Annotated in this window: 11 protein-coding genes, 1 tRNA gene and 1 pseudogene; 9 read left to right on the top strand and 4 right to left on the bottom strand. The window is 66.4% G+C overall.

Annotated features, from left to right (window positions below; translation table 11 throughout):
- Positions 1-192 precede the first annotated feature (192 nt).
- The 7 genes and pseudogenes from fdnG to G3A50_RS06980 all read left to right on the top strand — a co-directional run bounded on the left by fdnG (position 193) and on the right by G3A50_RS06980 (position 9680).
- A complete protein-coding gene (gene fdnG / locus G3A50_RS07010; protein ID WP_163074576.1) occupies positions 193-3279 on the top strand; it encodes a formate dehydrogenase-N subunit alpha in 3087 nt (1028 codons plus the stop codon).
- Between the two features lie 12 nt (positions 3280-3291).
- Positions 3292-4293 carry a formate dehydrogenase subunit beta gene (gene fdxH, locus G3A50_RS07005; protein ID WP_163074575.1) on the top strand — a complete coding sequence of 334 codons (1002 nt, stop codon included), beginning with the start codon at positions 3292-3294 and terminating at the stop codon, positions 4291-4293.
- Positions 4290-5009, top strand: a complete 720-nt coding sequence (locus tag G3A50_RS07000) for a formate dehydrogenase subunit gamma (RefSeq protein ID WP_163074574.1) — start codon at positions 4290-4292, stop codon at positions 5007-5009. Before fdxH ends, G3A50_RS07000 begins: the two co-directional genes overlap by 4 nt.
- A gap of 267 nt (positions 5010-5276) precedes the next feature.
- Positions 5277-6188, top strand: a complete 912-nt coding sequence (gene fdhE / locus G3A50_RS06995; RefSeq protein ID WP_163074573.1) for a formate dehydrogenase accessory protein FdhE — start codon at positions 5277-5279, stop codon at positions 6186-6188.
- Positions 6189-6198: 10 nt separating this feature from the next.
- Positions 6199-7626 carry an L-seryl-tRNA(Sec) selenium transferase gene (selA, locus tag G3A50_RS06990; protein ID WP_163074572.1) on the top strand — a complete coding sequence of 476 codons (1428 nt, stop codon included), beginning with the start codon at positions 6199-6201 and terminating at the stop codon, positions 7624-7626.
- Positions 7623-9467, top strand: a pseudogene (gene selB, locus G3A50_RS06985) (selenocysteine-specific translation elongation factor); the annotation flags it as partial. The gene selA and the pseudogene selB, both read left to right, overlap by 4 nt.
- Positions 9468-9584: 117 nt before the next feature.
- Positions 9585-9680 (top strand) — tRNA-Sec (locus G3A50_RS06980).
- Positions 9681-9782: 102 nt separating this feature from the next.
- Here the strand turns inward: G3A50_RS06980 and G3A50_RS06975 are convergent.
- The 4 genes from G3A50_RS06975 to bcsA are packed head-to-tail and all read right to left on the bottom strand — an operon-like array spanning position 9783 to position 18095.
- Positions 9783-12047, bottom strand: coding sequence for a polyadenylate binding domain-containing protein (locus tag G3A50_RS06975; protein WP_246252207.1), 2265 nt, complete (start codon positions 12045-12047; stop codon positions 9783-9785).
- Between the two features lie 11 nt (positions 12048-12058).
- Entirely contained in the window at positions 12059-13111 is a 1053-nt protein-coding gene (locus G3A50_RS06970; RefSeq protein WP_163074570.1) for a family 8 glycosyl hydrolase, read from the bottom strand.
- Entirely contained in the window at positions 13108-15882 is a 2775-nt protein-coding gene (locus G3A50_RS06965; protein WP_163074569.1) for a cellulose biosynthesis cyclic di-GMP-binding regulatory protein BcsB, read from the bottom strand. Before G3A50_RS06965 ends, G3A50_RS06970 begins: the two co-directional genes overlap by 4 nt.
- A 5-nt stretch (positions 15883-15887) precedes the next feature.
- Entirely contained in the window at positions 15888-18095 is a 2208-nt protein-coding gene (bcsA, locus tag G3A50_RS06960; protein WP_163074568.1) for a UDP-forming cellulose synthase catalytic subunit, read from the bottom strand.
- Positions 18096-18459: 364 nt separating this feature from the next.
- On the opposite strand from bcsA, the gene bcsN reads away from it, so the two are divergent.
- The gene (gene bcsN, locus G3A50_RS06955; RefSeq protein WP_163074567.1) at positions 18460-19557 is read left to right on the top strand and encodes a cellulose biosynthesis protein BcsN; all 1098 of its coding nucleotides are present in this window, start codon (positions 18460-18462) and stop codon (positions 19555-19557) included.
- A 79-nt stretch (positions 19558-19636) separates the two neighbouring features.
- Positions 19637-22153 (top strand): transketolase, encoded by a 2517-nt coding sequence (locus tag G3A50_RS06950; RefSeq protein WP_163074566.1) that lies wholly within the window; start codon positions 19637-19639, stop codon positions 22151-22153.
- Positions 22154-22174: the final 21 nt, after the last annotated feature.

Here is a 22174-nt window from a genome sequence, read left to right as displayed (position 1 = left end):
AAGCGGGCCGCTCTTGCATCGCACCATTGCCAAATGGCACGGCGATGTCGGGAGAGCGTTGGAAAAACACGGCTTTTTGTGAGCCGTCCGTCTTTCGTCGGTTTGACATTAGAACAGTGAAAAATATAGCCTCACGATGGAGAAAGCCTATCGTGTGATGGCTTTTGCAACGGTAACTCGGGAGGGGCTCGCATGAATATGGAGCTCTCGCGCCGGACGTTCCTGAAAACGTCGGGTGCGGGGATCGCGGGGACAACGCTTGGAGCCTTCGGCTTCAGCGAGGCGGAGGCCGCGGTTGCCGCGGCCGTGAAGCCGTTCCATCTGGTCAACACCACGGAAACGCGAAACACCTGCACCTACTGCTCGGTCGCCTGCGGCATCATCCTCTACTCGAAGGGCGACCTTCGGAAGGGCGAGAAGGCCGACATCGTCCATATCGAGGGCGACGCCGACCACCCCACCAATCGCGGCACGCTGTGCCCCAAGGGCGCCGCGCTGCTCGACATCGTGAAGTCGGAGACCCGGCTCACCCAGCCGATGCTGCGCAAGGCGGGCGCCGATGCGTTCGAGGCGGTGTCCTGGGACGTGGCGCTCGACAAGATCGCCCGCGCCATGAAGGACGATCGCGACGCCAACTTCATCGCCACCAATGGCGATGGCGTCACCGTGAACCGCTGGCTGACCGCCGGCTTCCTGGCGGCTTCCGCCACAACCAACGAGACGGCGTTCGCCACCTACAAGGTGGTGCGCTCGACCGGGATTCTGGCATTCGATAACCAGGCACGCGTCTGACACGGCCCGACGGTGGCGAGTCTCGCCCCAACATTCGGCCGCGGCGCAATGACGAATTCCTGGACGGATATCAAGAATGCCGACCTCGTCATCATCATGGGCGGCAATGCCGCCGAAGCGCATCCGTGCGGATTCAAATGGGTCACCGAGGCGAAAGCCAACCGTGGCGCCAAGCTGATCGTCGTTGATCCACGCTACAATCGTTCGGCGGCGGTGGCGGACTTCTACGCGCCCATTCGTCAGGGATCGGACATCGCCTTCCTGATGGGCGTCATCAATTACTGCATCGGCAACGACAAGGTGCAGTGGGACTATGTGAAGCCCTTCACCAACGCCTCCTTCATCGTGAAGGAGGGATTCGACTACAAGGACGGCCTGTTCACCGGCTATGACGAGGAAAAGCGCGACTACGACCGCTCGACCTGGGAATACGAGATCGGGCCCGACGGCTACGCGCTGGTCGATGAGACGCTGACCGATCCGCGCTGCGTGTGGAACCTGCTCAAGAAGCATGTGTCCATCTACACGCCGGAACTGGTGGAGCGGATCTGCGGCACCCCGAAGGACAAGTTCCTGAAGGTCGCCGAAATGATCGCCGAGTGCTCGACGCCGACCAAGACCATGACCTCCATGTATGCGCTTGGCTGGACCCAGCATTCCAAGGGGGCGCAGAACATTCGCGGCATGGCGATGCTGCAGCTCATCCTCGGCAATGTCGGGGTGCGCGGTGGCGGGGTGAACGCGCTTCGCGGCCACTCCAACATCCAGGGGCTGACCGATCTCGGGCTGCTGAGCAATCTCATCCCGGGCTATCTGAACATCCCCAAGGACAGCGAGCCGGACTTCGACACCTACATGTCGACCCGCGGCTTCAAGCCGCTGCGTCCGAACCAGATGAGCTACTGGCAGAACTACAGGAAGTTCTTCGTCAGCTTCATGAAGTCGATGTTCGGCGCCGCAGCGACCGCGCAGAACAACTGGGCCTATGACTACCTGCCCAAGCTCGACGTGCCGCAATACGACATATTGCGCGCCTTCGAGCTGATGAAGCAGGGCAAGATGAACCTCTATTTCTGCCAGGGGTTCAACCCGCTTCAGGCCTTCCCCAACAAGGCCAAGCTCGCCGAGGCGCTCGGCAAGCTGAAGCTGCTCGTGATCATGGACCCGCTCCAGACCGAGACCGCCCGTTTCTGGGAGGACCACGGCGTCTACAACAAGACCGATCCCTCCGGCATCCAGACCGAGGTGATCCAGCTGCCCACGACCTGCTTCGCGGAGGACGAGGGCGCGCTGGTGAATTCCGGCCGCTGGCTGCAATGGCACTGGGCCGGCGGCACGCCGCCGGGCGAGGCCAAGCATGACAGCTGGATCATGGCGCAGATCTTCCTGCGCCTGCGGGAGCTTTACCGCAAGGAAGGCGGCGCCTTCCCCGACCCGATCGTCAATCTCAACTGGGCCTACGCGGACCCGGGCGAGCCGACGCCGGAAGAGCTGGCGAAGGAGATGAACGGTTCGGCGCTGGTCGACGTGCTCGACCCCAACGACCCGACCAAGAAGGTTCTGGAAGGCGGCAAGCAGCTGTCCGGCTTCGGCCAGCTGCGCGACGACGGCACCACGGCAGCGGGCTGCTGGCTGTTCACCGGCAGCTTCACCGAGGCCGGCAACATGATGGCGCGCCGGGACAATTCCGACCCCGGCGACACCGGCGCCTATCTCAAATGGGCGTTCGCCTGGCCGGCCAACCGGCGCATCCTGTACAACCGTGCCTCCTGCGACCTGGACGGCAAGCCGTGGGATCCTTCCCGCGTGCTGATCGAGTGGAACGGCGAGAAGTGGACCGGCTATGACGTGCCGGACATCGCGCCGACCGCCAAGCCGCGCGAGGTCGGCCCGTTCATCATGAACCCGGAAGGCACCGGGCGGCTGTTCGCGCGCCGGATGATGCGCGACGGGCCGTTCCCGGCGCATTACGAGCCGTTCGAGAGTCCGGTCCTCAACGTGATCGCGCCCAAGGTGCGCGGCAATCCGGTGGCGCGGGTGTTCCCGGACGACTGGAAGCAGTTCGCCGATATCGGCGATCCCGCCTTCCCCTATGCCGGCACCACCTACCGTCTCACCGAGCATTTCCACTACTGGACCAAGAACAACCACGTGAACGCGGTCCTGCAGCCGGAGCAGTTCGTCGAGATCTCGGAGGAGCTGGCGAAGGAAAAGGGAATCGCGCTCGGCGGCTGGGTGCGGGTGTGGTCGAAGCGTGGCTCGCTGTTTGCCAAGGCGGTCGTCACCAAGCGCATCAAGCCGATGACCATCGACGGCAAGACGGTCCATGTGGTGGGCGTGCCCATCCACTGGGGCTTCGTCGGCGCCGCCCGCAAGGGCTTCCCGGCGAACGTGCTGACCCCCTTCGTGGGCGATGCGAATATCGAGACGCCGGAATTCAAGGCGTTCATGGTCAATATCGAGCCCTCGACCGGGCCGGTGGCATAGGGAGGCGGCGCGATGTTTCCACCTATTCCGAATCCGTCCGTCGACCCGGCCGCGGACAGGCCGCGCTTCGGCGAGAAGGACATCCTGCGGCGCTCGGCGTCGCAGGTGACCCCTCCCGCCGAGCGGCTGACCGAGGTGGCCAAGCTGATCGATGTATCCAAATGCATCGGCTGCAAGGCTTGCCAGTCCGCCTGCCTGGAATGGAACCAGCTCACCGAGGAGATCGGCTTCAACCACGGGGTCTACACCAACCCCATGGACCTGACGGCGAACACCTTCACGCTGATGCGCTTCACCGAGTGGGAGAACCCCGAGACCGACAATCTCGAATGGCTCATCCGCAAGGATGGCTGCATGCACTGCGAGGATCCGGGCTGCCTCAAGGCCTGTCCCTCGCCGGGCGCGATCGTGCAGTATTCCAACGGTATCGTGGATTTCATCCACGAGAACTGCATCGGCTGCGGCTACTGCATCAAGGGCTGCCCGTTCGACATCCCGCGCATGTCGAAGGTCGATCACACGGTCTACAAGTGCACGCTGTGCTCGGACCGCGTCGCGGTCGGCCAGGGGCCGGCCTGCCAGAAGGCCTGCCCGACACAGGCCATCGTCTTCGGCACCAAGCAGGAGATGAAGGACTGGGCGGATTTCCGCATCAAGGACCTGAAGACGCGCGGCTTTGACAATGCCGGCCTCTACGACCCGGCGGGTGTGGGCGGCACCCATGTCATGTATGTTCTGCCGCACGCGGACCAGCCGTCGATCTATGCCGGCCTTCCCGACGACCCGCACATCTCACCCATCGTGCAGGCCTGGAAGGGCGCGACCAAATATGTCGGCCTCGCGGTGATGGGCTTCGCCGCCGCCGCGGGCCTGCTGCACTACGTCGTCACCGGCCCCAACAAGGTGACGGAGGAGGACGAGGAGAACGCCGAGAGGCTCACGGAAGGCAAGGCATCCCCGCCCCCTCCCGACACGCCCTCAGGGCCTTCTCATAGCCAGGGGAGTGCGCCATGACGGCGGACCACCAGAAGGCGCCGCACGTTCCCGACGATGTCGAGGCCGGGGACGCCGTGCATCCCGGCCCCCCGGTGATCGTGGACCGCTATACGGGACCCGCGCGCATCAACCACTGGATCACCGCCGTCTGCCTGGTGCTGCTGGCGCTCTCGGGTCTCGCGCTGTTCACGCCGTGGCTGTTCTTCCTGACCGGCCTGTTCGGCGGCGGGCAGTTGACGCGGATCCTGCATCCGTGGATCGGCGTGGTGCTGTTCTTCTCCTTCTCCGGCCTGTTCATCCGCTTCTGGCGGGCGAACCTGCCGGCGCGCGAGGACGTGGCCTGGGTCGCCCATTCGGCCGATCTGCTGGCGGGTCACGAGGAGAAGATGCCCGAGGTCGGCAAGTACAATGCCGGCCAGAAGGGCGTGTTCTGGGCCATGTCCGGGCTGATCCTGGTGCTGATCGTTTCCGGCGTGGTGATGTGGGACCAGTACTTCTTCGATTACACCACCATCCCGCAGAAGCGCGTCGCCATCCTCGCTCACTCGATTACCGCGGTGGTGATCATCTGCGTGTGGATCGTCCACGTCTATGCGGCGATCTGGGTGAAGGGAACGATGGGGGCGATGACGCGGGGCAAGGTCACCGGTGGCTGGGCCTGGCGTCACCATCGCAAATGGCTGCGCGAGCTGGTCGGGAAGTCCCCGCGCGGTCCGCGCGCGCCAGCCGAATAGGCGCGGGTCTGCGCAGGCCCGTCGCACGGACGGTGCGGCGGGGAGTTGTCTCTCGTGCGCGAGCGCCGGCTTGACGTGCCGGGGGTCGCCGGCGGGGCGGGGGCGACCTATATCTGGCTTGTCCTGATTCCGGCGCCCGGGTCGTCAGCCTGTCGAGCGAGGCGGGGCCCGAGGTGAGTTCTGCGGAATTCCGATCCTGGGGCCGGTTCCGGGTCGGGGTGTTTCAAGTCGCGTAGCCACGTGGCCGGTGCGGTTCGTGAGGAAAGAATGTCTGCCAGTCTACAGCCCGACCCGTCGGTGATCGGCGATGTCTCGACCCCGCCTCTGGCGGTTCTTCCCGATCTGGCGACCGTGTTCGTGGCCCGGGCGGCGCGGCTGCGGGTCTATGCCGAGGTCAGCCCGCTGGAGCCCTATCTCAGTTTCGTGGCCGGCCTGGTCGATGCCCAGCAGGCGATCCTTGCGGGTCTTCCTCCCGTCGAGCCGCCGGACGAGGAGACGTTGGAGCGCGCGGCGGCTCACCAGATGCCGGCGCTCGACCGTTCCAGCCTGACGCTTGACGACACGCTGGAGCAGACGCTCGACGCGCTGTTCGATGCCAGCGCGCGCGTCGCCATGCCAGCCGAGGCCGGTGAGGCGCTGGCGCGGGTGAGCGCGGCGGATGGCGCGCAGCGCGCCCAGATGGTGCGCGACGTGCTCGCCCATGCCATGCCGGTGGAAAGTCTCGCCGAGCACATCTATGTCGCGGCCGCGCTTCAGGTGCACTTCGTCCGCCTCGCCGCCGGGCTCGACGTCGCCAAGCTGGTGCCGGTGGGCGATGGCATCTGCCCGGCCTGCGGCGGGCCGCCGGTGGCCTCGCTGGTGGTTGATCGCCCGAACGCTCACGGCAGCCGCTTCTGCGTCTGCTCGCTGTGCGCCACGCAATGGCACTATGTGCGCATCCGCTGCTGTTCCTGCGGCAGCACCAAGGGCATCGGCTACCAGGAGATCGATCACAGCCCCGGCACCGTCAAGGCCGAGACCTGCGAGGAATGCCGCACCTATGTGAAGGTGATGTACCAGAACAAGGACACCACCATCGAGGCGGTGGCGGACGATGTCGGCACGCTTGGCCTCGACCTGATGATGCGCGAAGGGCCGTACCGGCGGGCCGCGTTCAATCCGTTCCTGCTCGGCTACTGAGGAGGCGCGAATGGACGCTCCCCTCGACGGCTCGCTGTCCCGTCCCTCACCGCGCGACCTGCCCTCGGTCGACCTCGTTCTGAAGACGCCGGCGGCACAGCTCGCCAGCGAGCGCTTTGGCCGCGCCGCGACCACCGGCGCGATTCGCGCCGCGCTCGACGAGGCCCGCGCCTTCCTGCTCGCCGGCCAGCTCGCCAGCCTGCCCTCGGCCGACCATGTGGCGCTGGCTGCGGGCGATGCGCTGGAACGGACCGCCCGGGCCAGCCTTCGTCCGGTGTTCAACCTGACCGGCACGGTGCTGCACACCAATCTCGGCCGCGCCCTGCTGGCGGAGGAGGCCGTGGAGGCCGCAACCGCCGCCATGCGCTCCGCCGTGGCGCTGGAATACGACATCGACACCGGCACGCGCGGCGAGCGCGACGACCATGTGCGCGACCTGCTGATCGAACTGACCGGGGCCGAGGACGCCACCGTCGTCAACAACAACGCGGCCGCCGTGCTGCTGGTGCTCAACACCCTCGGGCTGGGACGCGAGGCCGTGGTGTCGCGCGGCGAGCTGATCGAGATCGGCGGGGCCTTCCGCATGCCCGACATCATGGCGCGGGCCGGGGTGAAGCTGGTCGAGGTGGGCACCACCAACCGCACGCATCCCCGCGACTATGCCGGCGCGCTCGGCGCCGAGACGGGGCTGGTGCTGAAGGTGCACACCTCGAATTACCGCATCGAGGGGTTCACCCGCGAGGTGAGCGCCCGCGAGCTTGGCGAGATCGCGCGGGCGCGCGGCGTACCCCTGGTGAACGACCTGGGATCGGGCACGCTGTTCGACCTGGCGCGCCTCGGGCTGGCGCACGAGCCGACCGTGCGCGAGGCGGTGATGGAGGGGGCCGACATCGTCACCTTCTCCGGCGACAAGCTGCTGGGCGGACCGCAGACCGGCTTCATCGTCGGACGGGCGGAGCTGATCGCGAAGATCAATGCCAATCCGATGAAGCGGGCCTTGAGGGTCGACAAGATCCGCCTCGCCGCGCTGGAGGCGACGCTCAAACTCTATCGCGATCCCGAGCGGCTGGCGGTGAAGCTGCCCACGCTCAGGCTGCTCGCCCGCTCGCGGGGGGAACTTGCCGCGCTGGGCGAGGCGCTGGCCCTCGACGTGGCCGAACGTCTGGGGCCGACCTTCGCGGTCGAGGTGGTCGAGTGCGCCAGCCAGATCGGCTCGGGCGCGCTGCCGCTGGAAACGCTGCCAAGTGCCGGGCTCGCCATTCGGCCCGTCGGTGCGGCCTCGGGCGGCGCGTTGAACGCGCTGGCGGCGGCGCTGCGCGCGCTTCCCTTGCCGGTGATCGGACGGATAACGGAGGGAGCGCTGCTGCTCGACCTGCGTTGTCTTGAGGATCCGGCCGGTTTCCTCGCCAGCCTCGGTGCCCTGGGGACGCTTCCATGATTGTGGGCACGGCCGGGCATGTCGATCACGGCAAGACGGCGCTCATCGGCGCGCTGACCGGGGTCGATACCGACCGGCTGAAGGAGGAGAAGGCGCGGGGCATTTCCATCGACCTCGGCTTCGCCTACCTGCCGACGGAGGAAGGCACTCTCGGCTTCATCGACGTGCCCGGCCATGAGCGCTTCATCCGCACCATGCTGGCGGGCGCCAGCGGGATCGACTTCGCGCTGTTGGTGGTGGCCGCCGATGACGGGGTGATGCCGCAGACGCGCGAACATCTGGCGCTGCTGAACCTTTTGGGCATTACCCGTGGTGTCGTGGCGCTGACCAAGGCCGACCTTGCCGATGCCTCCCGCCGCGCCGTGGTGGAGGCGCAGATCGAGGCGCTTGTCGCGGGCACCGCGCTGGAGAGGGCCGAGATCGTGCCGGTTTCGGTGATGTCGGGTGAGGGCATCGCGGTACTGCGCCAGAGGCTTGCGGACGCCGCGCGGGGGTTCGCCGCGCGCAGCAGTGACGGGCGATTCCGGCTGGCGGTGGATCGCTGCTTCACGCTGGCCGGCACGGGCACGGTGGTGACGGGGACGGTGCTTTCCGGTGCGGTCGCGGTCGGCGACCGGGTGAGTATCAGCCCCTCGGGGCTGGGCGCGCGCGTGCGCTCGATCCATGCGCAGAACCGCAAGGCGGAGAAGGGCAGCGCGGGCGAGCGCTGCGCGCTGAACCTCGCGGGCGAGGGCGTGGGCCATGAGGCGATCACCCGCGGTGACATGGTGCTCGACCCCGTCCTGCACGCGCCGACCTTGCGCATCGATGCCCGGCTAGATGTGCTGCCGGGTGAGCCGAAGCCTCTGGGCCAGTGGTTTCCGGTGAGGCTGCACCATGCCTCCGCCGAGGTTGGCGCCCGGCTGGTGCCGCTGTCGCAGGACGTGGTGGCCGCCGGCGGTTCGGCGATGGTGCAGCTTGTGCTCGACCGGCCCATCGCGGCCGCCGTGGGCGATCGCTTCGTGATCCGCGACACCTCGGCCCAGCGCACTGTCGGCGGGGGCGTGTTTCTCGATCTGCGCGCGCCCGCACGGCGGCGACGTGTGCCGGCCCGGCTGGCGCTGCTGGAGGCGCTGGGCGGGTCCGACCCAGCGGCGGAATTGGCGCGGCTGCTCGCGATCGAGCCCGGCCATGTCGACCTCGACGCCTTCGCCCGCGACAGGGCGCTGGGTGCGCAGACCATCGAAGCCGTGGCCACGCGGCTCGGCGTCGTCCTGCTGGCGGCGGGCGAGGCCCGCGTGGCGCTGACCGAGGGTCGCTGGAACGACTTCCGCGACGGCTTGGTGGCGGAGCTGACGCGCTTTCACGATGCCAATCCGGACCTGCCCGGCATCGGCGCTGAAAAGCTGCGGCTGGCGCTGACGCCCCGGCTCGACAAGCCGGTGTTCGCCTCTGCCCTGAGGCGCCTTGCCGGGGAGGGAAGCCTCGCGCTGGAAGGGGCGTGGGTGCGGCTCGCCGGCCACGAGGTGCGCCTGACCCGCGACGACGATGTGCTTTGGGAAGAGATCGAGCCGCGCCTTGGCGGGGTCGAGCGGTTCCGGCCTCCGCGCGTGCGCGACCTTGCCGCGACGACCGGCCATGGCGAGGCCGATATCCGCCGGCTGCTGAAGCTGCTCGGTCGCATGGGGCGGGTGGACGAGGTGGCGCATGACCATTTTTTCCTGCGTTCCACGGTCGCCACGCTGGTGGCGACGGCGAAGCAGTTGGGCGACGGCGCGCCGAACGGTCAGTTCGCCGCGGCCGCCTTCCGCGACCGGATCGAGCAGGGCGAGCACGCGGTCGGGCGCAAGGTCGCGATCCAGATACTCGAGTTTCTCGACCGCCACGGCGTCACCTTGCGCCGGGGCGATGTGAGGCGCATCAACCCGCACCGGCTGGACCTGTTCGGCCTGATCGCGGAGAATGCGCGCGATCCTTTGGGAAGAGAGGCGTCCCTGGTGGGGCGTCCGGACTTCAAATCCGGGAGGGGCCGCGAGCCGGTCTCTGGTGGGTTCGACTCCCACTCTCTTCCGCCACTTTCCACCCCGCGCTGATGCCACGGGAGCGGAGCTGGCCGCGCATTGCTGCGGCCAAGGCCTGTGCACCCGCGCGCGGGTGCAGACCCTTAGGATGCGGCGTCAGTAAGCGTCGCGCACCTTGCGGGTGGCGGCATCGATGGCGTTGATGCCTTCGGACGCCTTGACGTTGCCCTGCGCCGAGAGGGCGCGGAAAATCCGGCGCGACGACTGGAAATCGCGGAGCTGGTAGTAGCACCAGGCGCGCAGCAGCATCATGTCCTGCTGTTCCGGTGCCAGCCGTGCATGCTCGTCCAGCGAGATGATGGCTTCGACATAGCGGCCATCGCGGTAGAATTCATAGGCACGCTGGGCCGTGATGTCGGCGGTGAGCTGCAGGGAGCGGCGCGGATTCTGCGGGGTTTCGAGCGCGGCGACCTGGGCCGCATTGGTCATGCCCTTGCGCATATAGGCCAGCGACTTGCCGTAGGCGGCATCTTCCGCGGTGCGGCCCTTGCCGTACTTGATGGCGTAATCGAACTCCGGCACGGCCTCGATCGGCCGGTTGAGTTCCATGAGCTTCCAGCCGCGGGCCAGTGCCGCTCCGGCCGAGCCGCCGGAATCGGACACGCTGCTGCCGGTGCGCGCCACCGAGCGCGACATGCTGCGACGGCGCTGCGGGGTCGGCGGCGGGGTATAATTCACCGCCTGGGCGGCCGCGCCCTGGAACTGCGGCACCGGCTGGAAGTCGTTGGTGGGTGCGTAGGAGCTGACCTGCGCGCCCGGCACGGGCTGGAACTGGCTGGTCGGCGCATAGGCGTTCGTGGTTGCGCCCGGCAGGGGCTGGAACTGGCCAGTGGGCGCGTAGGCGTTCGCCGTCGCACCGGGCACCGGCTGGAACTGCGCCGACGGGCCCGGCATCCGGGTCGGCACGCCGAGCGGCGGCGGCTGCAGGGTCGGCGTCGGGGTCAGACGCGCGGCGGCGGCAACCAGCGGGTCGGTATAGGCCGTGAACTGGGTCTGGGCGTTGCGGGCTTCAAGCCGCGCACGAACCGCAGGATCGACCAGCGCGACGATACGCTCGGAGCGGGTGGCCCAGCCGCGCACGATCGCGTTGAGACGCGCGATGTCCTTCAGGCGCCAGTAGGAAAGAGCGAGACCATAGGCGGACGGCTCGTCATTGGGATCCCAGTTCAGTGCGGTCTCGAACCAGGAACGGGCGGTAACGATCTGCCCGGTGTTATAGGCGTACCAGCCGAGGGCCTGCGCGCCGGGCACATACTTGTCGCGCATCACCACGGGGCTGAACCGGGAGAGCACGATCTCGTCGAGCACGGGCGGAGGATCGGCGGTCAGCAGGCTGATGACGACGTCGAGATAGGCCTTGTTGTTCTCGGGCGAGCTGTCGCGCCACTCATAGGCGATCGGCTCGGCCTCAAGCGCGCGGCCGAGGAAGTTGAGGGAGAGGACGTAGCCCTCCGCCGCCTTCGGGCCGCCCTTGCGGTCGAGCGCCAGCTTGAACCATTCCAGCGCGCGGCCCGCCTCGTCATGGCGGAAGAGGTACCAACCGAGCAGGAGCGGGTCGCCCGGGCCGGTCTCCTTCTTGGAGAGTTCCTCCATGCGCGTGATGTCGGCATCGGGAACCTTGAATTCCGGGTTCTCCGCCGCCTTGCCCATGCGACGGCGGATCAGATCATCGCGAAGGACGGTGAACTCCGGCTTGCCCTCGGTGTCCTTGCGCTCCAGCTTCAGCAGGTTTTCGAGCTGCTCGTCGCTGAGAAGCGGGATCGCCTTCTGCATCGTCGCCACACGTTCGTTGGTGTCGTTGCAGTTGGTCAGGACATAGGTGTAGGCGGCCAGGGCGCGCGGGGTCTGGTCGGTCTTGGCGAAGGCCTCGGCGACGCGCCACAGAATGTCGACATTGGTGCAGGTGAGCATGCCCGGCGCCTCGGTCGCAAGGCGCAGCACGGTGTTCCACTGCTGGGCGTCCGACGCATTGATCAGGCGCTGGCGGTTCTCGGCCTCTGTGAGGCGGGCGAGCAGGTCGGCCGGCGGATCCCACTGCGGGTCAGCCGCCTGTCGGGCGGCGATGGCGCCGCGCACGTCAGTATACTTGCCCTCGGCGTAGAGCTTCCACATCCGCTCCAGCTCGACGTCTGTCTGCGGGCCGAACAGGTCGGCGGGCGGCGACCATTCGGGATAGAGCGCGCGGAGGCGCGCGATTTCCGCTTCGAGGCGGCGGGTATCCCCTTGAGATGCGAAGTAGCGCAGCGCGGTCTCGTCGACCTTGGGACGTGAACCATTGCTGGCAGAGGTGCCGGAGCCACCTGGGAGCTGAACCTGCTGAGCGATCGCGGGGACAATGGCTCCCGCGAGGACGATCAGCAAGGCAGCTCTCTTTAGAGACATCTCGGATATTTCTCCGCGAGCAGGGCCCAACCCAACAAATAAAGTGTCGACGGATAGTAGAGCGTCGGCTCGAACCGTCGAAGGTCTTCAGGGATGGGGGTCGCACTCAGGGAACATGCCAAAACCGCTCCGAGCATGCGATAGCCCGGGTCGGTTAGCCGCGTAAGTACGCGTCCGGTCGGAATCTCGACGATGGCCGGGCTGCCCCCATTGTCCATCAACCAGTTCCGGCGGAATGACTCCTGTAAATCTGCGTCCGTAATCCCTGCACGCAACAGGTAAAGAGATATCCTTAATGAATTGTAACCAAAGACCGGCGCGAAGCCCTCGGCCAAGGTTACGGGCGCGTTGTCCGGCGCCGAGATCCAGTCGGGCGGAAGCTGCGCCGGACCGAGCCGCGCGATGCGCAGCAGCTCCAGTCCGCTCTTTCCGACCTCGGCCCAATCGGTCTCCGGCGCAAGCTGCGCCATGATCGGAAAAGTCTCGAAGATCCAATAGGATAGATTGAGAATCGGGCCGTCCTTGCGGTCGGCCGAAGAGAAGCCCGTGGCACCCGGAAGCAATACGAGCCGCTGGCCGTTGTGCACGACCAGCTTGCGCCCGACCGCTTTCGCAATCCGCTGCGCGCTCTGCGTATATCCCTGAACGCCCCATGTGCGACCCGCTCGCGCCAAAGCATATGCAATTAACAAATCGCCATCGCTGGCCGCGTTAACGTCCGTCACATGCGGTGAGGAATTGGGATCCCAGCGCCATGCAACGAGTCCGTCGTCGCGAATCAGCAACTCAGTACGCGTGAAACTCCATATGCGCTCGAAGTTGCTTCTGTCACCAGCCAAATACGCCAGAAGCAGGCCATAACCTTGGCCTTCGCTATGACTGATGTTGCCATTGGCCTCGTCGACCACGCGCCCGCTGTCTTCGACGAAGCGGTTCATATAGGTCGACCACATGTCGGCAGGAATCGGCGTCGCGACCTGGGCCATTGATTGAATACTCCCGCAGGCGAGCAAGAAAATGCCGGCAAGCAGGTGTCGAATCATGTCGGGCGCCCTAGTCGTTTCAGCAGGAATGCGGTGAATATACCCAGCAGCGTACCAGCGAGCACCAGCATCAAAGCATAGGGCATAATGTTGGTGGAAAGCCAATTCGCCGCGATCATGCGGAGATTGCTGAAGGAGAGCGGCTGGGTGACGATGAAGCGGAAGGAGCCGACGTCGCGGCGTTCCACGTCGCCGGTCGAGTTCTGGAACGCGACCGCCTGACCACCGATGCGGTTCCACACCGCATCCGAGGTGAAGCGCGACATGGAATTGGCCAGCGTGTCCGACGTGCGCGCCGTCACCAGAGTCCAGGCCGAATTGCCGTTCGTGCTGCTGCCTTGCGCCATCAGGATCGAGGTGCGCGGCGGCGGCTCGTACATGGTGCGCGGGCCTTCCTTGATCCGCAGCGAATCGAAGCCGATCGAGAACGTGCTCCGCAGCCAGCTCTCGAAGCGGTCCATGACGGCGTAGACGCCGCCGCGGCTGGCCACGTTTTCACGCCAGCGCTCATAGATCTCCGGCGTGTTGTGTGCGTTGGGCTGCTCGCTCGGAATTGGGGGCGCCTCGCCCGTGCGGCGGTTGCGGAACCGCTCCAGCACGTTGTCGTAGCTCTCGCTGGCTGAATCGCCGGACAGCTCATCCGCAGAGGAGACCACCCAGTTGGCGCGGGTCGATTCAGCGATGCCGACCTGGCTAAGGACGCTGGCCGCGATGTGGTCGATCCCGCCGACGAAGATCGCGTTTCGTTCACCCAGGGTGACCGACGCGGGGGAAGTGTCGATCGGCAGCGGCGCGCCCCGGGCGAGGGCGAGGCGGGAAATCAGGGTGCTGGCCGCCGAAAGGGTGGAGGCATCCTGACGCGCCAGCACCACGGCCATCGGGCTGCCGTCGAGATAATAGGGGAAGCCGTTGGCCGAGAAGGCCGCGAGGTCGGGGAAACGGCCTATCCGGGCAAAGTTCTCGATCGAGAATTCCGACGAATCGAACAGAACGAAACGGTTGTCCGCCGGAAGGGTGGCGCCCGGCAGGCAGCGCGCATCCGCTTCGGTGTCGAGCACGACCTCAAGCCAGAGCTTGTTGATGCCGGCGCGGAAATTGCGCAGCGGAACAAACATCGGTGTGTGCTGAAGCAGACCACCGCCCCGCGTGGTGATCGGCAGGGTCGAGGCGATCTGCTGGTTCACGTAGAGATCGATGTGACTGCCGGGACGCACGGCCGCGGTGAAGGCAGCATCGACGGACAAGGTGGCGTTGCCATAGGCTTCGGCGAAGAAGTCGGGTGGCAGCGCGATCTGGAACTCCGCTCTGAGGCGACGGCCCGAAAACTCCTGGGTCGTGACGCCAAGTTCGGCCAGGCGCACGTGGCGGGCCTCATCGAACAGCGGCGCGTTCGGTGACCAGCGGGTCTGGGTGTTGATGGCGTCGCTTTGGTCGATGGAAATACTGTTCAGGCGATCGATGGCCCGGTCGACGTCGGCCGGCGTCGGACCGGAAATGACCAGGGTCGGCCCGCCCAGCCGGTCATCCTGCACGAAACTGGTGATCGGGCGTTGCCGGGCCTCGGGCAGGGTGGTCGCCATGAGCCGGGGAAGTTCGGAAGCGGTGCCGATGACGATGGTCAGTGCGCCCGGAGGTGTCGGTCCCTGGAGGCCCTCAGCGATGCTCACCGACGGGTTGGGGAACATGCCGCGCACGGCCAGGCCCTGCACCGCGCGCAGCACGCGCGCGCTACCACCGCCTTCGATCGGGCCGGGCGTGACGACGCGGATCGTGGTCTGCCCGGTCTCGTCGAAGCCGACGGAGGGCATGTCGTCGAGCCCGCCCGTGAGCGCGGGCCGGCCGCCGGCGAAGGAAATGCCGGTGCCCTCATTGTTGATCTCGGTCCACAGTTCGTAAGTCGCGGTCACGGCGCAGTCGGTGCGGTGGCGCTGGACAACGTCGACGCGGATCAGGTTCGGGCCGGCGCGCAGGTTGCCGCGCTGGATCGGCACCGAGAAGGCGGAAGGCTCCTGCGACGAGGCGATGGGTGTTTCGATGATCGACTGGCCGTTGATCGACACGCGGATGCGCGAGGTCTCCGGCATCACCACGACCGAGTTGATGTAGCTGAGAAGGAAGGTCGCTTCCCGCGCGGCTTCCTCCGGGGTGAGGAAGATGACCCAGGCGCGCGAGGAAACCTCGCCCGCGAAAATCATGCGCGGCTGGGGAATGATGTAGCGGTCCGGTCGCGGCGGCGCGACGGGGCCGGCATTGCGGCTCGGGACCGGCGTAACGACGGGTGCCGGCTGGCCGGGGACCATCTGGAACGGCGCGGCGGTCGGCGCGGGGCCTCCGGGCTGGCCCGGCAGGTCGATGCCGGTATCCAGGGTGCTGGGCTGCGGGGCCGCAGGCTGAGGAGCGGGATCCGCCTGGGCGACCGGCGCTGACGTGTTCGAGTTCGGAGCGTTCACCGTCGGTGCCTGCGGCGTACCTGTCGAGGCCGACGGAAAACTCGGGACGCTGAAGGCGGGCACGCGCCCGGTTCCACCCGAAGAGGGGCTGGTCGCGGGCGACGTATTGGCCTGCGCAGGCGGCGGGGTGTTCGTCGCGGCGGGCGCCGGTGCCGCGGACGGTGTCGCCGCCGGTGACGCCGGCGCGTTGTAGCCGGGTATCGGCGGCGTCATCGAGAATCCGCCGGTGCCCTGGCCGGCCGAGCCCGCCTGCTGGGCACCCGCGCTGGCCGCGACGAGCGCGAACAGGCCGGCAGCTGTGAGGGTGGTGAGCGCGCGCATGTGCATCATCCGCGTTTGGCTGCCGCAGGAGCCGGCCGGCGCCGTCGCTCGCGCCAGAGCTTGTGCAGGTGGACGAGGTAGGACAGCCCCCGGCCGGTGTGGAAAATCGACATCCGGATGAACCGGATGGTGCCGATGAGAACACCCGGGTTCTTGCGCCGGGACTGCTGGAATTTCTCCCACTCGTCGGAATTGGCGAAGATCAGGTCGGAGATCAGGCGATGGTGCAGCGGCTGATCCGGCGCGAACTGGCAGCCGAGCAGGATGCCCTCATCGTCATATTCCACGTTGCGGATGACCATCGGAACGGTGTTGATGGCGATGTTGTTGGCCAGCGGCGTGAAGCGCAGCAGGGCGGTGGCGCCGCGCTCGATCTCCGGAAGCTTGACATTCGAATTGGGACGGATGCGCGCGCCACCGAGCGAGCCGTCGTCGATGGAAACGGCATAGCTCTCGCCGTCGATCAGCAGTTCGCCGCGCCGCATCAGTTCCACGCGGTGCGTGCGACGGCGGTTGCGCCGCTCCGACACCACGCCAAGCGCGCACCCGGCGATGACGATGTTGAGGACGTTCCAGGCGCCGACGACGATCAGCACGTCCGCATTGAACGGCTCGGTGAGCAGCCGGTAAATCGTGACAAGGAAGGCGACAATCAGCACGGCGAAGATGATGAAGAACGGCCGGCCGATCTGGGAGACATGGCCTTCGTCCAGCGTTTCACCCTTGGCTGTCACCTTGAAGGTGGGGCTGCTCGGATTGAGGATGACGGAGATCAGCGCGGGCAGCAGGTAGACCGCCTGAATGTACTCATAAAGCTCGGAAATCCACGGCCAGCGATAGCGGCCATAGAGGTAGTTCTGCATCAGCAGGTTCACCAGCATGTAGGTCGTGGTGTAGGCGAGAAACTCGGCACCCGACGCGGTGAAAATCTGCAGCGAGAAGAACAGGTAGAACAGCGGCGAGATCAGGAACATCAGCCGCGGATAGGAAAACAGCCAGAACAGCGTGCTCGAACAGTAGCTCAGGCGCTGCGGCATCGAGAGGCCGCGCTTCAGCGGCGGCATGTGGAAGCGCAGGATCTGCATCATACCCTGCGCCCAGCGCGAGCGCTGGCCGATGAAGCTGGCGAAGCTGTCGGGCTGCAGGCCCGCGATCATCGGCTTGTCGACATAGATCGAATGCCAGCCGCGCGAGTGCAGCTCCAGCGCGGTTTCCGCATCCTCGGTGATGGTGACGCCGCTGAAGCCGTTGGTTTCCTTCAGCGCACGCCGGCTAAGCACCGCGGCGGAGCCGCAGAAGAACGCCGAATCCCACTTGTCGAGGCCGCGCTGGATGATGCCGTAGAACATCTCGTTCTCCGACGGCATGTTCTCGAAGGTGTCGAGGTTGCGCTCCAGCGGGTCCGGGCTGATGAAGAAGTGGGGCGTCTGCACCAGGAACAGATCTTCTTCCTGCACAAAAAAGCCGACGGTCTCCTTCAGGAAGTCGCGCGTCGGGGCGTGGTCCGCGTCGAACACGACCACGAGATCGCCGGTCGAGTGTTCAAGGCCGTTATTCAGGTTGCCGGCCTTGGCGTGCTCGTTACGGGCGCGGGTGAGATAACGCGCGCCGAGGCCTTCGCAGAGCTTCTCCAGGTCGGCGCGGCGCTGGCGCGCTTCTTCCGCAGCCGTGGGATCGTCCTGCTGGCATTTCTGGTCGGTGCCGCCGTCGTCGAGCAGCCAGACGGTGAACTTGTCCGCCGGATAGTCCATGCCCAGCGCGGCCGAGACCGTGGAGGCCAGCAGATCCTCGCTTTCATTGTAGGTGGGAACGAAGACGTCGACGGTGGGCGTCTGGTCGGCCGGGATCGGCGGAGTGGGACGCCGGGGCATCGGCGAGGAGACGACGAACAGGCTGAGGAACAGCATGAAGACGCTGTACATCTCGGCGATGTACAGCATGAAGCCCGGGATGAAGTTCTCGATTTCGCTGATCGGCGGGAGAGTGCTGGTGGTGCGCCAGTAGACGTAACGCAGCACGATCGCGGTGCCGAGCGCGAGCGCGATCATGCGGAAAATACCCACGGGTGGGGCGAAGGTCTTTAGCAATATCATGACGAGGACGACGATGCAGCCGGCAATGAGATGTGCCTGCAGGCTGATCGGCAGCGTAATCAAAAACACCACGACGAGTGACGCTATTGCCCACAAGCCGGCAGCCCATGCCCTGCGCATCGTTCCTCCTGCTTGGTTTCCGCCTCGCACGCGGGCCTTCATCCAACTGTGTCTTAGTGCTCAGAAGTTGAAGAAATCTATCCAAACCACGAGTCTCTCGTCATTTGCTCGATTCCACCATGCGGTTGGTCAGGCTAGAGTCTGGCTAAGTAAGTGATTCGGCGTGGTTTCGCGCGGCTGTTTCTCCACGTTATGGCCGAAGTGCAGCGTTGTCGCCAATACGATTTGAAAGCTCGAAGGGTCCATGGGAAGACGGCGCACGCACGTGCCATTGCTCAGGTGTGTAGCAATATCCGTCGCTCTTTTGGCGGCGGGATGCGCACCGTATAACCTGTTCGGAACCAACTACGCGGGCGGCCCCCAAGTGGCGACCACCACCGTAGAGAAGCCGCTTTCCGACGCGCTAGTCCTGCCCGAGCCGGGCGCTTCTCCCCGTATACTTGCGGTGCTTCAGACCGATTATCTCAACGCGGTCGAGCAGGAAATCATCCTCGAAACCAATTCGCACTCGCGTGGCCAGAACGCGATTTACGCCGTGTTCTTCGGCCCGGTGAAGAATTCCACAGGTCGTGAGAACCTGCGCAAGGATGACTGGCTGAACGACGAAGTGCTCGACGACGAAATGTACGAGCGCATGCCCGGTGTGGCCATGCACGTCTCGAATTACTACGTGCAGAACCGTTATGGCCCGTTCAACTACGCGATCGGCAACGCCGGCAATGGCGAACTGTGCATCTATGGCTGGCAGCGTATTCAGTCGCAGGTCCCGGTCTTCCTGATCTGGCGTGACCGCGGCATTCTCGCCATTCGCCTGCGGCTGTGCCAGGTCGGTGCCAGCGAGCAGGACCTGCTGCGCGTAATGTACCGCTTCTCGATCAATGGCTACTTCCTGCCGCAGGGCTGGCAGCCTTATGGGCGCCCGATGGGGGAGCCGGAGGGGATCGGCCGGATCGGAGGGCCGTTGGCCTATCCTTCCGGCATTCAGGGCGACGGCACCGTGCTCGACGGATGGCTTGGCCCAGAGCCCACCACGCGGGTGCGCAGCACCGCCGCGCCGCGTCGGGCTCGCTATGGCAGCGCCGTGCCGGCACCTGAGCCGGTGGTTCAGCCGGGCTATTACGAGGGCAACCTCGTCGATCCGGTGGAAGGCTACCCTTCCGTTCCCGATCCGGGCACGTCCCAGCAGCTCGCGCCGAGCTCGCAGCCTCGCATCACGCCCGGCTCACCGCAGCCCGGCGCGGTGATCGACCCCGCGCCCTCGCGGCCGGTGCAGTCGAACACCCAGAGCTCGCCCTTCAGCACGCCACCCGTGCTTCCAGGCGTGGCACCGGTGCAGACGAGACCGATATCGTCGTCGGGCTCGGGCTATTACGCGCCGGCGCCGGCGCCGTCCGGCACCGGAACCGGCGCGCCGGTTCGGTTGGTTCCGGGCGCGTCGAGCTATCCCGCGCCGGCAAACTGACGGCTACAGCATAAGACCCGAAACTTGGTCTTGCGTCATCGGCGGGGCTGGATCCATTGTGCTCCGACGGGAGGAGACAATGGCCAAGAAAAGCAATCTCCAAGACCACGCCAAGACGCCTGACACTGCCGCCAGCCGGGAACGTGCCGCGCCGCGCGCTTCCCTCGCCGATCCGGGGGCGCATGGGCCCTCCGACACGGATCTCGCGGTATTGTCCGCCCTGGAGCGGAAGGTGTCGTGGCTTTCGGCCTGGACCATTCATCACGCCAACCATGTGCGGACGAATGCTGACGGGCTGAAAGTGGGCGGGCATCAGGCCTCCTCGGCGTCGCTGTCCACCATCATGACCGCGCTGTATTTCTCCGTGCTGCGTCCGCAGGACCGGGTGGCGGTGAAGCCGCATGCCAGCCCGATCTTTCACGCCATCCAGTATCTGCTCGGTCACCAGACCCGTGAAAAGCTCGAAGCCTATCGCGGCTACAAGGGCGCGCAGTCCTATCCCTCGCGGACCAAGGACATCGACGACGTCGACTTTTCCACCGGCTCGGTGGGACTGGGCGTCGCGCAGACGCTGTTTGCCAGCCTGGTGCAGGATTACGTCCGCGCCCACCGGTTTGGCGCCGACATCCCCGCCGGCCGCATGATCGCCCTGGTGGGCGACGCCGAGATGGACGAAGGCAATATCTACGAGGCGCTGCTGGAGGGGTGGAAGCAGGGCCTGCGCAATTGCTGGTGGATCCTCGACTACAACCGCCAGAGCCTCGACGCGGTGATCCGGGAGGGGCTGCCGGCCCGGCTTGAGGCGCTGTTCCGCGCCTTCGGCTGGGAGGTGGTGACGCTGAAATACGGCAAGCGGCTGAAGGAGGCCTTCGCCGAGCCCGGTGGCGAGCGCCTGCGCGACTGGATCGACCGCGCGCCGAACCAGCTCTATTCGGCCCTGACCTTCCAGGGCGGTGCGGCCTGGCGCAAGCGGCTGCTGGATGATTTGGGCGACCAGGGCCCGGTGACGGCGCTGATCGAGCGGCGCTCCGACGAAGAACTGTCGCTGCTGATGACCAATCTCGGCGGGCACGACCTCGCTTCGCTCGTCGACACGTTCGAGCGCATCGACCACGACCGTCCTGTGCTGTTCATCACCTACACCATCAAGGGGTACGGGCTGCCCCTCGCGGGCCACAAGGACAACCACGCCGGGCTGATGACGCCCGCGCAGATGGAGATCCTGCGCACCGCCATGGGCGTGCGGCCGGGCCACGAATGGGATCGGTTCGAGGGGCTTGAGACGCCTGCCGACGAGATCGAGGACTTTCTCTCCCGCGTGCCGTTCAACGCCCTCGGCACGCGACGTTTCGAGGATGCGCGGGTCGAGGTTCCCGCGACGCTGGCCGTGCCCAAGCAGAGCGCGCTTTCGACCCAGCAGGGCTTCGGCCTCATCATGGCCGAGATCGCACGGGCGGGCGGGCCGCTGGCCGACCGCATCGTCACTACCTCGCCCGACGTCACGGTCTCGACCAATCTCGGCGGCTGGGTGAACCGGCGCGGGCTCTTCGCGCGCGAGGCGATGGCGGACCTGTTCCGGCAGGAGCGCATTCCCTCGACCTTCGACTGGACGTTCTCGCCGAAGGGCCAGCACATGGAGCTCGGCATTGCGGAGATGAACCTGTTCATCCTGCTCGGCGCGCTCGGCCTGTCCCACTCGCTGTTCGGCGCGCGGCTGATCCCGGTCGGCACGCTCTACGACCCGTTCATCAAGCGCGGCCTCGATGCGCTGAACTATGCCTGCTACCAGGATGCGCGCTTCATCCTTGTCGCCACGCCGTCCGGGCTCACGCTGGCGCCAGAAGGCGGCGCGCATCAGTCGATCGCGACGCCGCTGATCGGCATGGCGCAGGACGGACTTGCGGCTTTTGAGCCGGCTTATGTCGATGAACTGGCAGTGGTGCTGCGCTGGGCGTTCGAGCATCTCCAGCGTGAAGGACTGCCTGCGTCGGAGAGCGCCGCGGGCGAAGAGAACTGGCTGCGCGACGAGACCGGGGGCTCGGTATATCTGCGGCTGTCCACCCGCACGCTCGACCAGCCCGGCCGGGTGATCGACAATGCGCTGGAGCGGGACATCATTGAAGGCGGCTACTGGGTGCGTCCGCCGGGACCGAACGCCGAGATCGTGGTGGTCTACACCGGCGTCGTGGCGCCCGAAGCCATCGAGGCGGTGGGGCTGATGTCCGAGGACCGCAAGGATGTCGGCCTTCTCGCGGTGACCTCCGCCGACCGGCTCAATGCCGGCTGGAACGCTAGCGCGCGCGCGCGCGAAAGCGGTCTGGTGGGCGCGCGCAGCCATGTCGAGCGCCTGCTCGACGCCGTTCCGCGCCAGTGCGGGCTGGTGACCGTGCTCGATGGCCATCCGGCAACATTGGGGTGGCTCGGTTCGGTGGTGGGCCACCGTACCCGTGCGCTCGGCGTGGAGCATTTCGGCCAGACCGGGACCATTGCCGATCTTTACCGGCACTATGGCATCGACGCCAACGCCATCGTCGCCGCCGCGCAGTCGATCAGCCCCGGTCGCCCGATCCGCCATCTGCGGGCCATGGAGGGATAGCCGGAGCCCTCTTCGGTCGAG

This window comes from Ancylobacter pratisalsi (assembly GCF_010669125.1).
GTDB lineage: Bacteria > Pseudomonadota > Alphaproteobacteria > Rhizobiales > Xanthobacteraceae > Ancylobacter > Ancylobacter pratisalsi.
This window is presented reverse-complemented; position numbering and strand designations above follow the sequence as displayed.

Coding starts and splice junctions, on each gene's coding strand:
- fdxH (WP_163074575.1), top strand. CDS start 3,292: ATGTTTCCACCTATTCCGAATCCGTCCGTCGACCCGGCCGCGGACAGG.
- G3A50_RS07000 (WP_163074574.1), top strand. CDS start 4,290: ATGACGGCGGACCACCAGAAGGCGCCGCACGTTCCCGACGATGTCGAG.
- fdhE (WP_163074573.1), top strand. CDS start 5,277: ATGTCTGCCAGTCTACAGCCCGACCCGTCGGTGATCGGCGATGTCTCG.
- selA (WP_163074572.1), top strand. CDS start 6,199: ATGGACGCTCCCCTCGACGGCTCGCTGTCCCGTCCCTCACCGCGCGAC.
- G3A50_RS06970 (WP_163074570.1), bottom strand. CDS start 13,111: ATGATTCGACACCTGCTTGCCGGCATTTTCTTGCTCGCCTGCGGGAGT.
- G3A50_RS06965 (WP_163074569.1), bottom strand. CDS start 15,882: ATGCGCGCGCTCACCACCCTCACAGCTGCCGGCCTGTTCGCGCTCGTC.
- bcsA (WP_163074568.1), bottom strand. CDS start 18,095: ATGCGCAGGGCATGGGCTGCCGGCTTGTGGGCAATAGCGTCACTCGTC.
- G3A50_RS06950 (WP_163074566.1), top strand. CDS start 19,637: ATGGCCAAGAAAAGCAATCTCCAAGACCACGCCAAGACGCCTGACACT.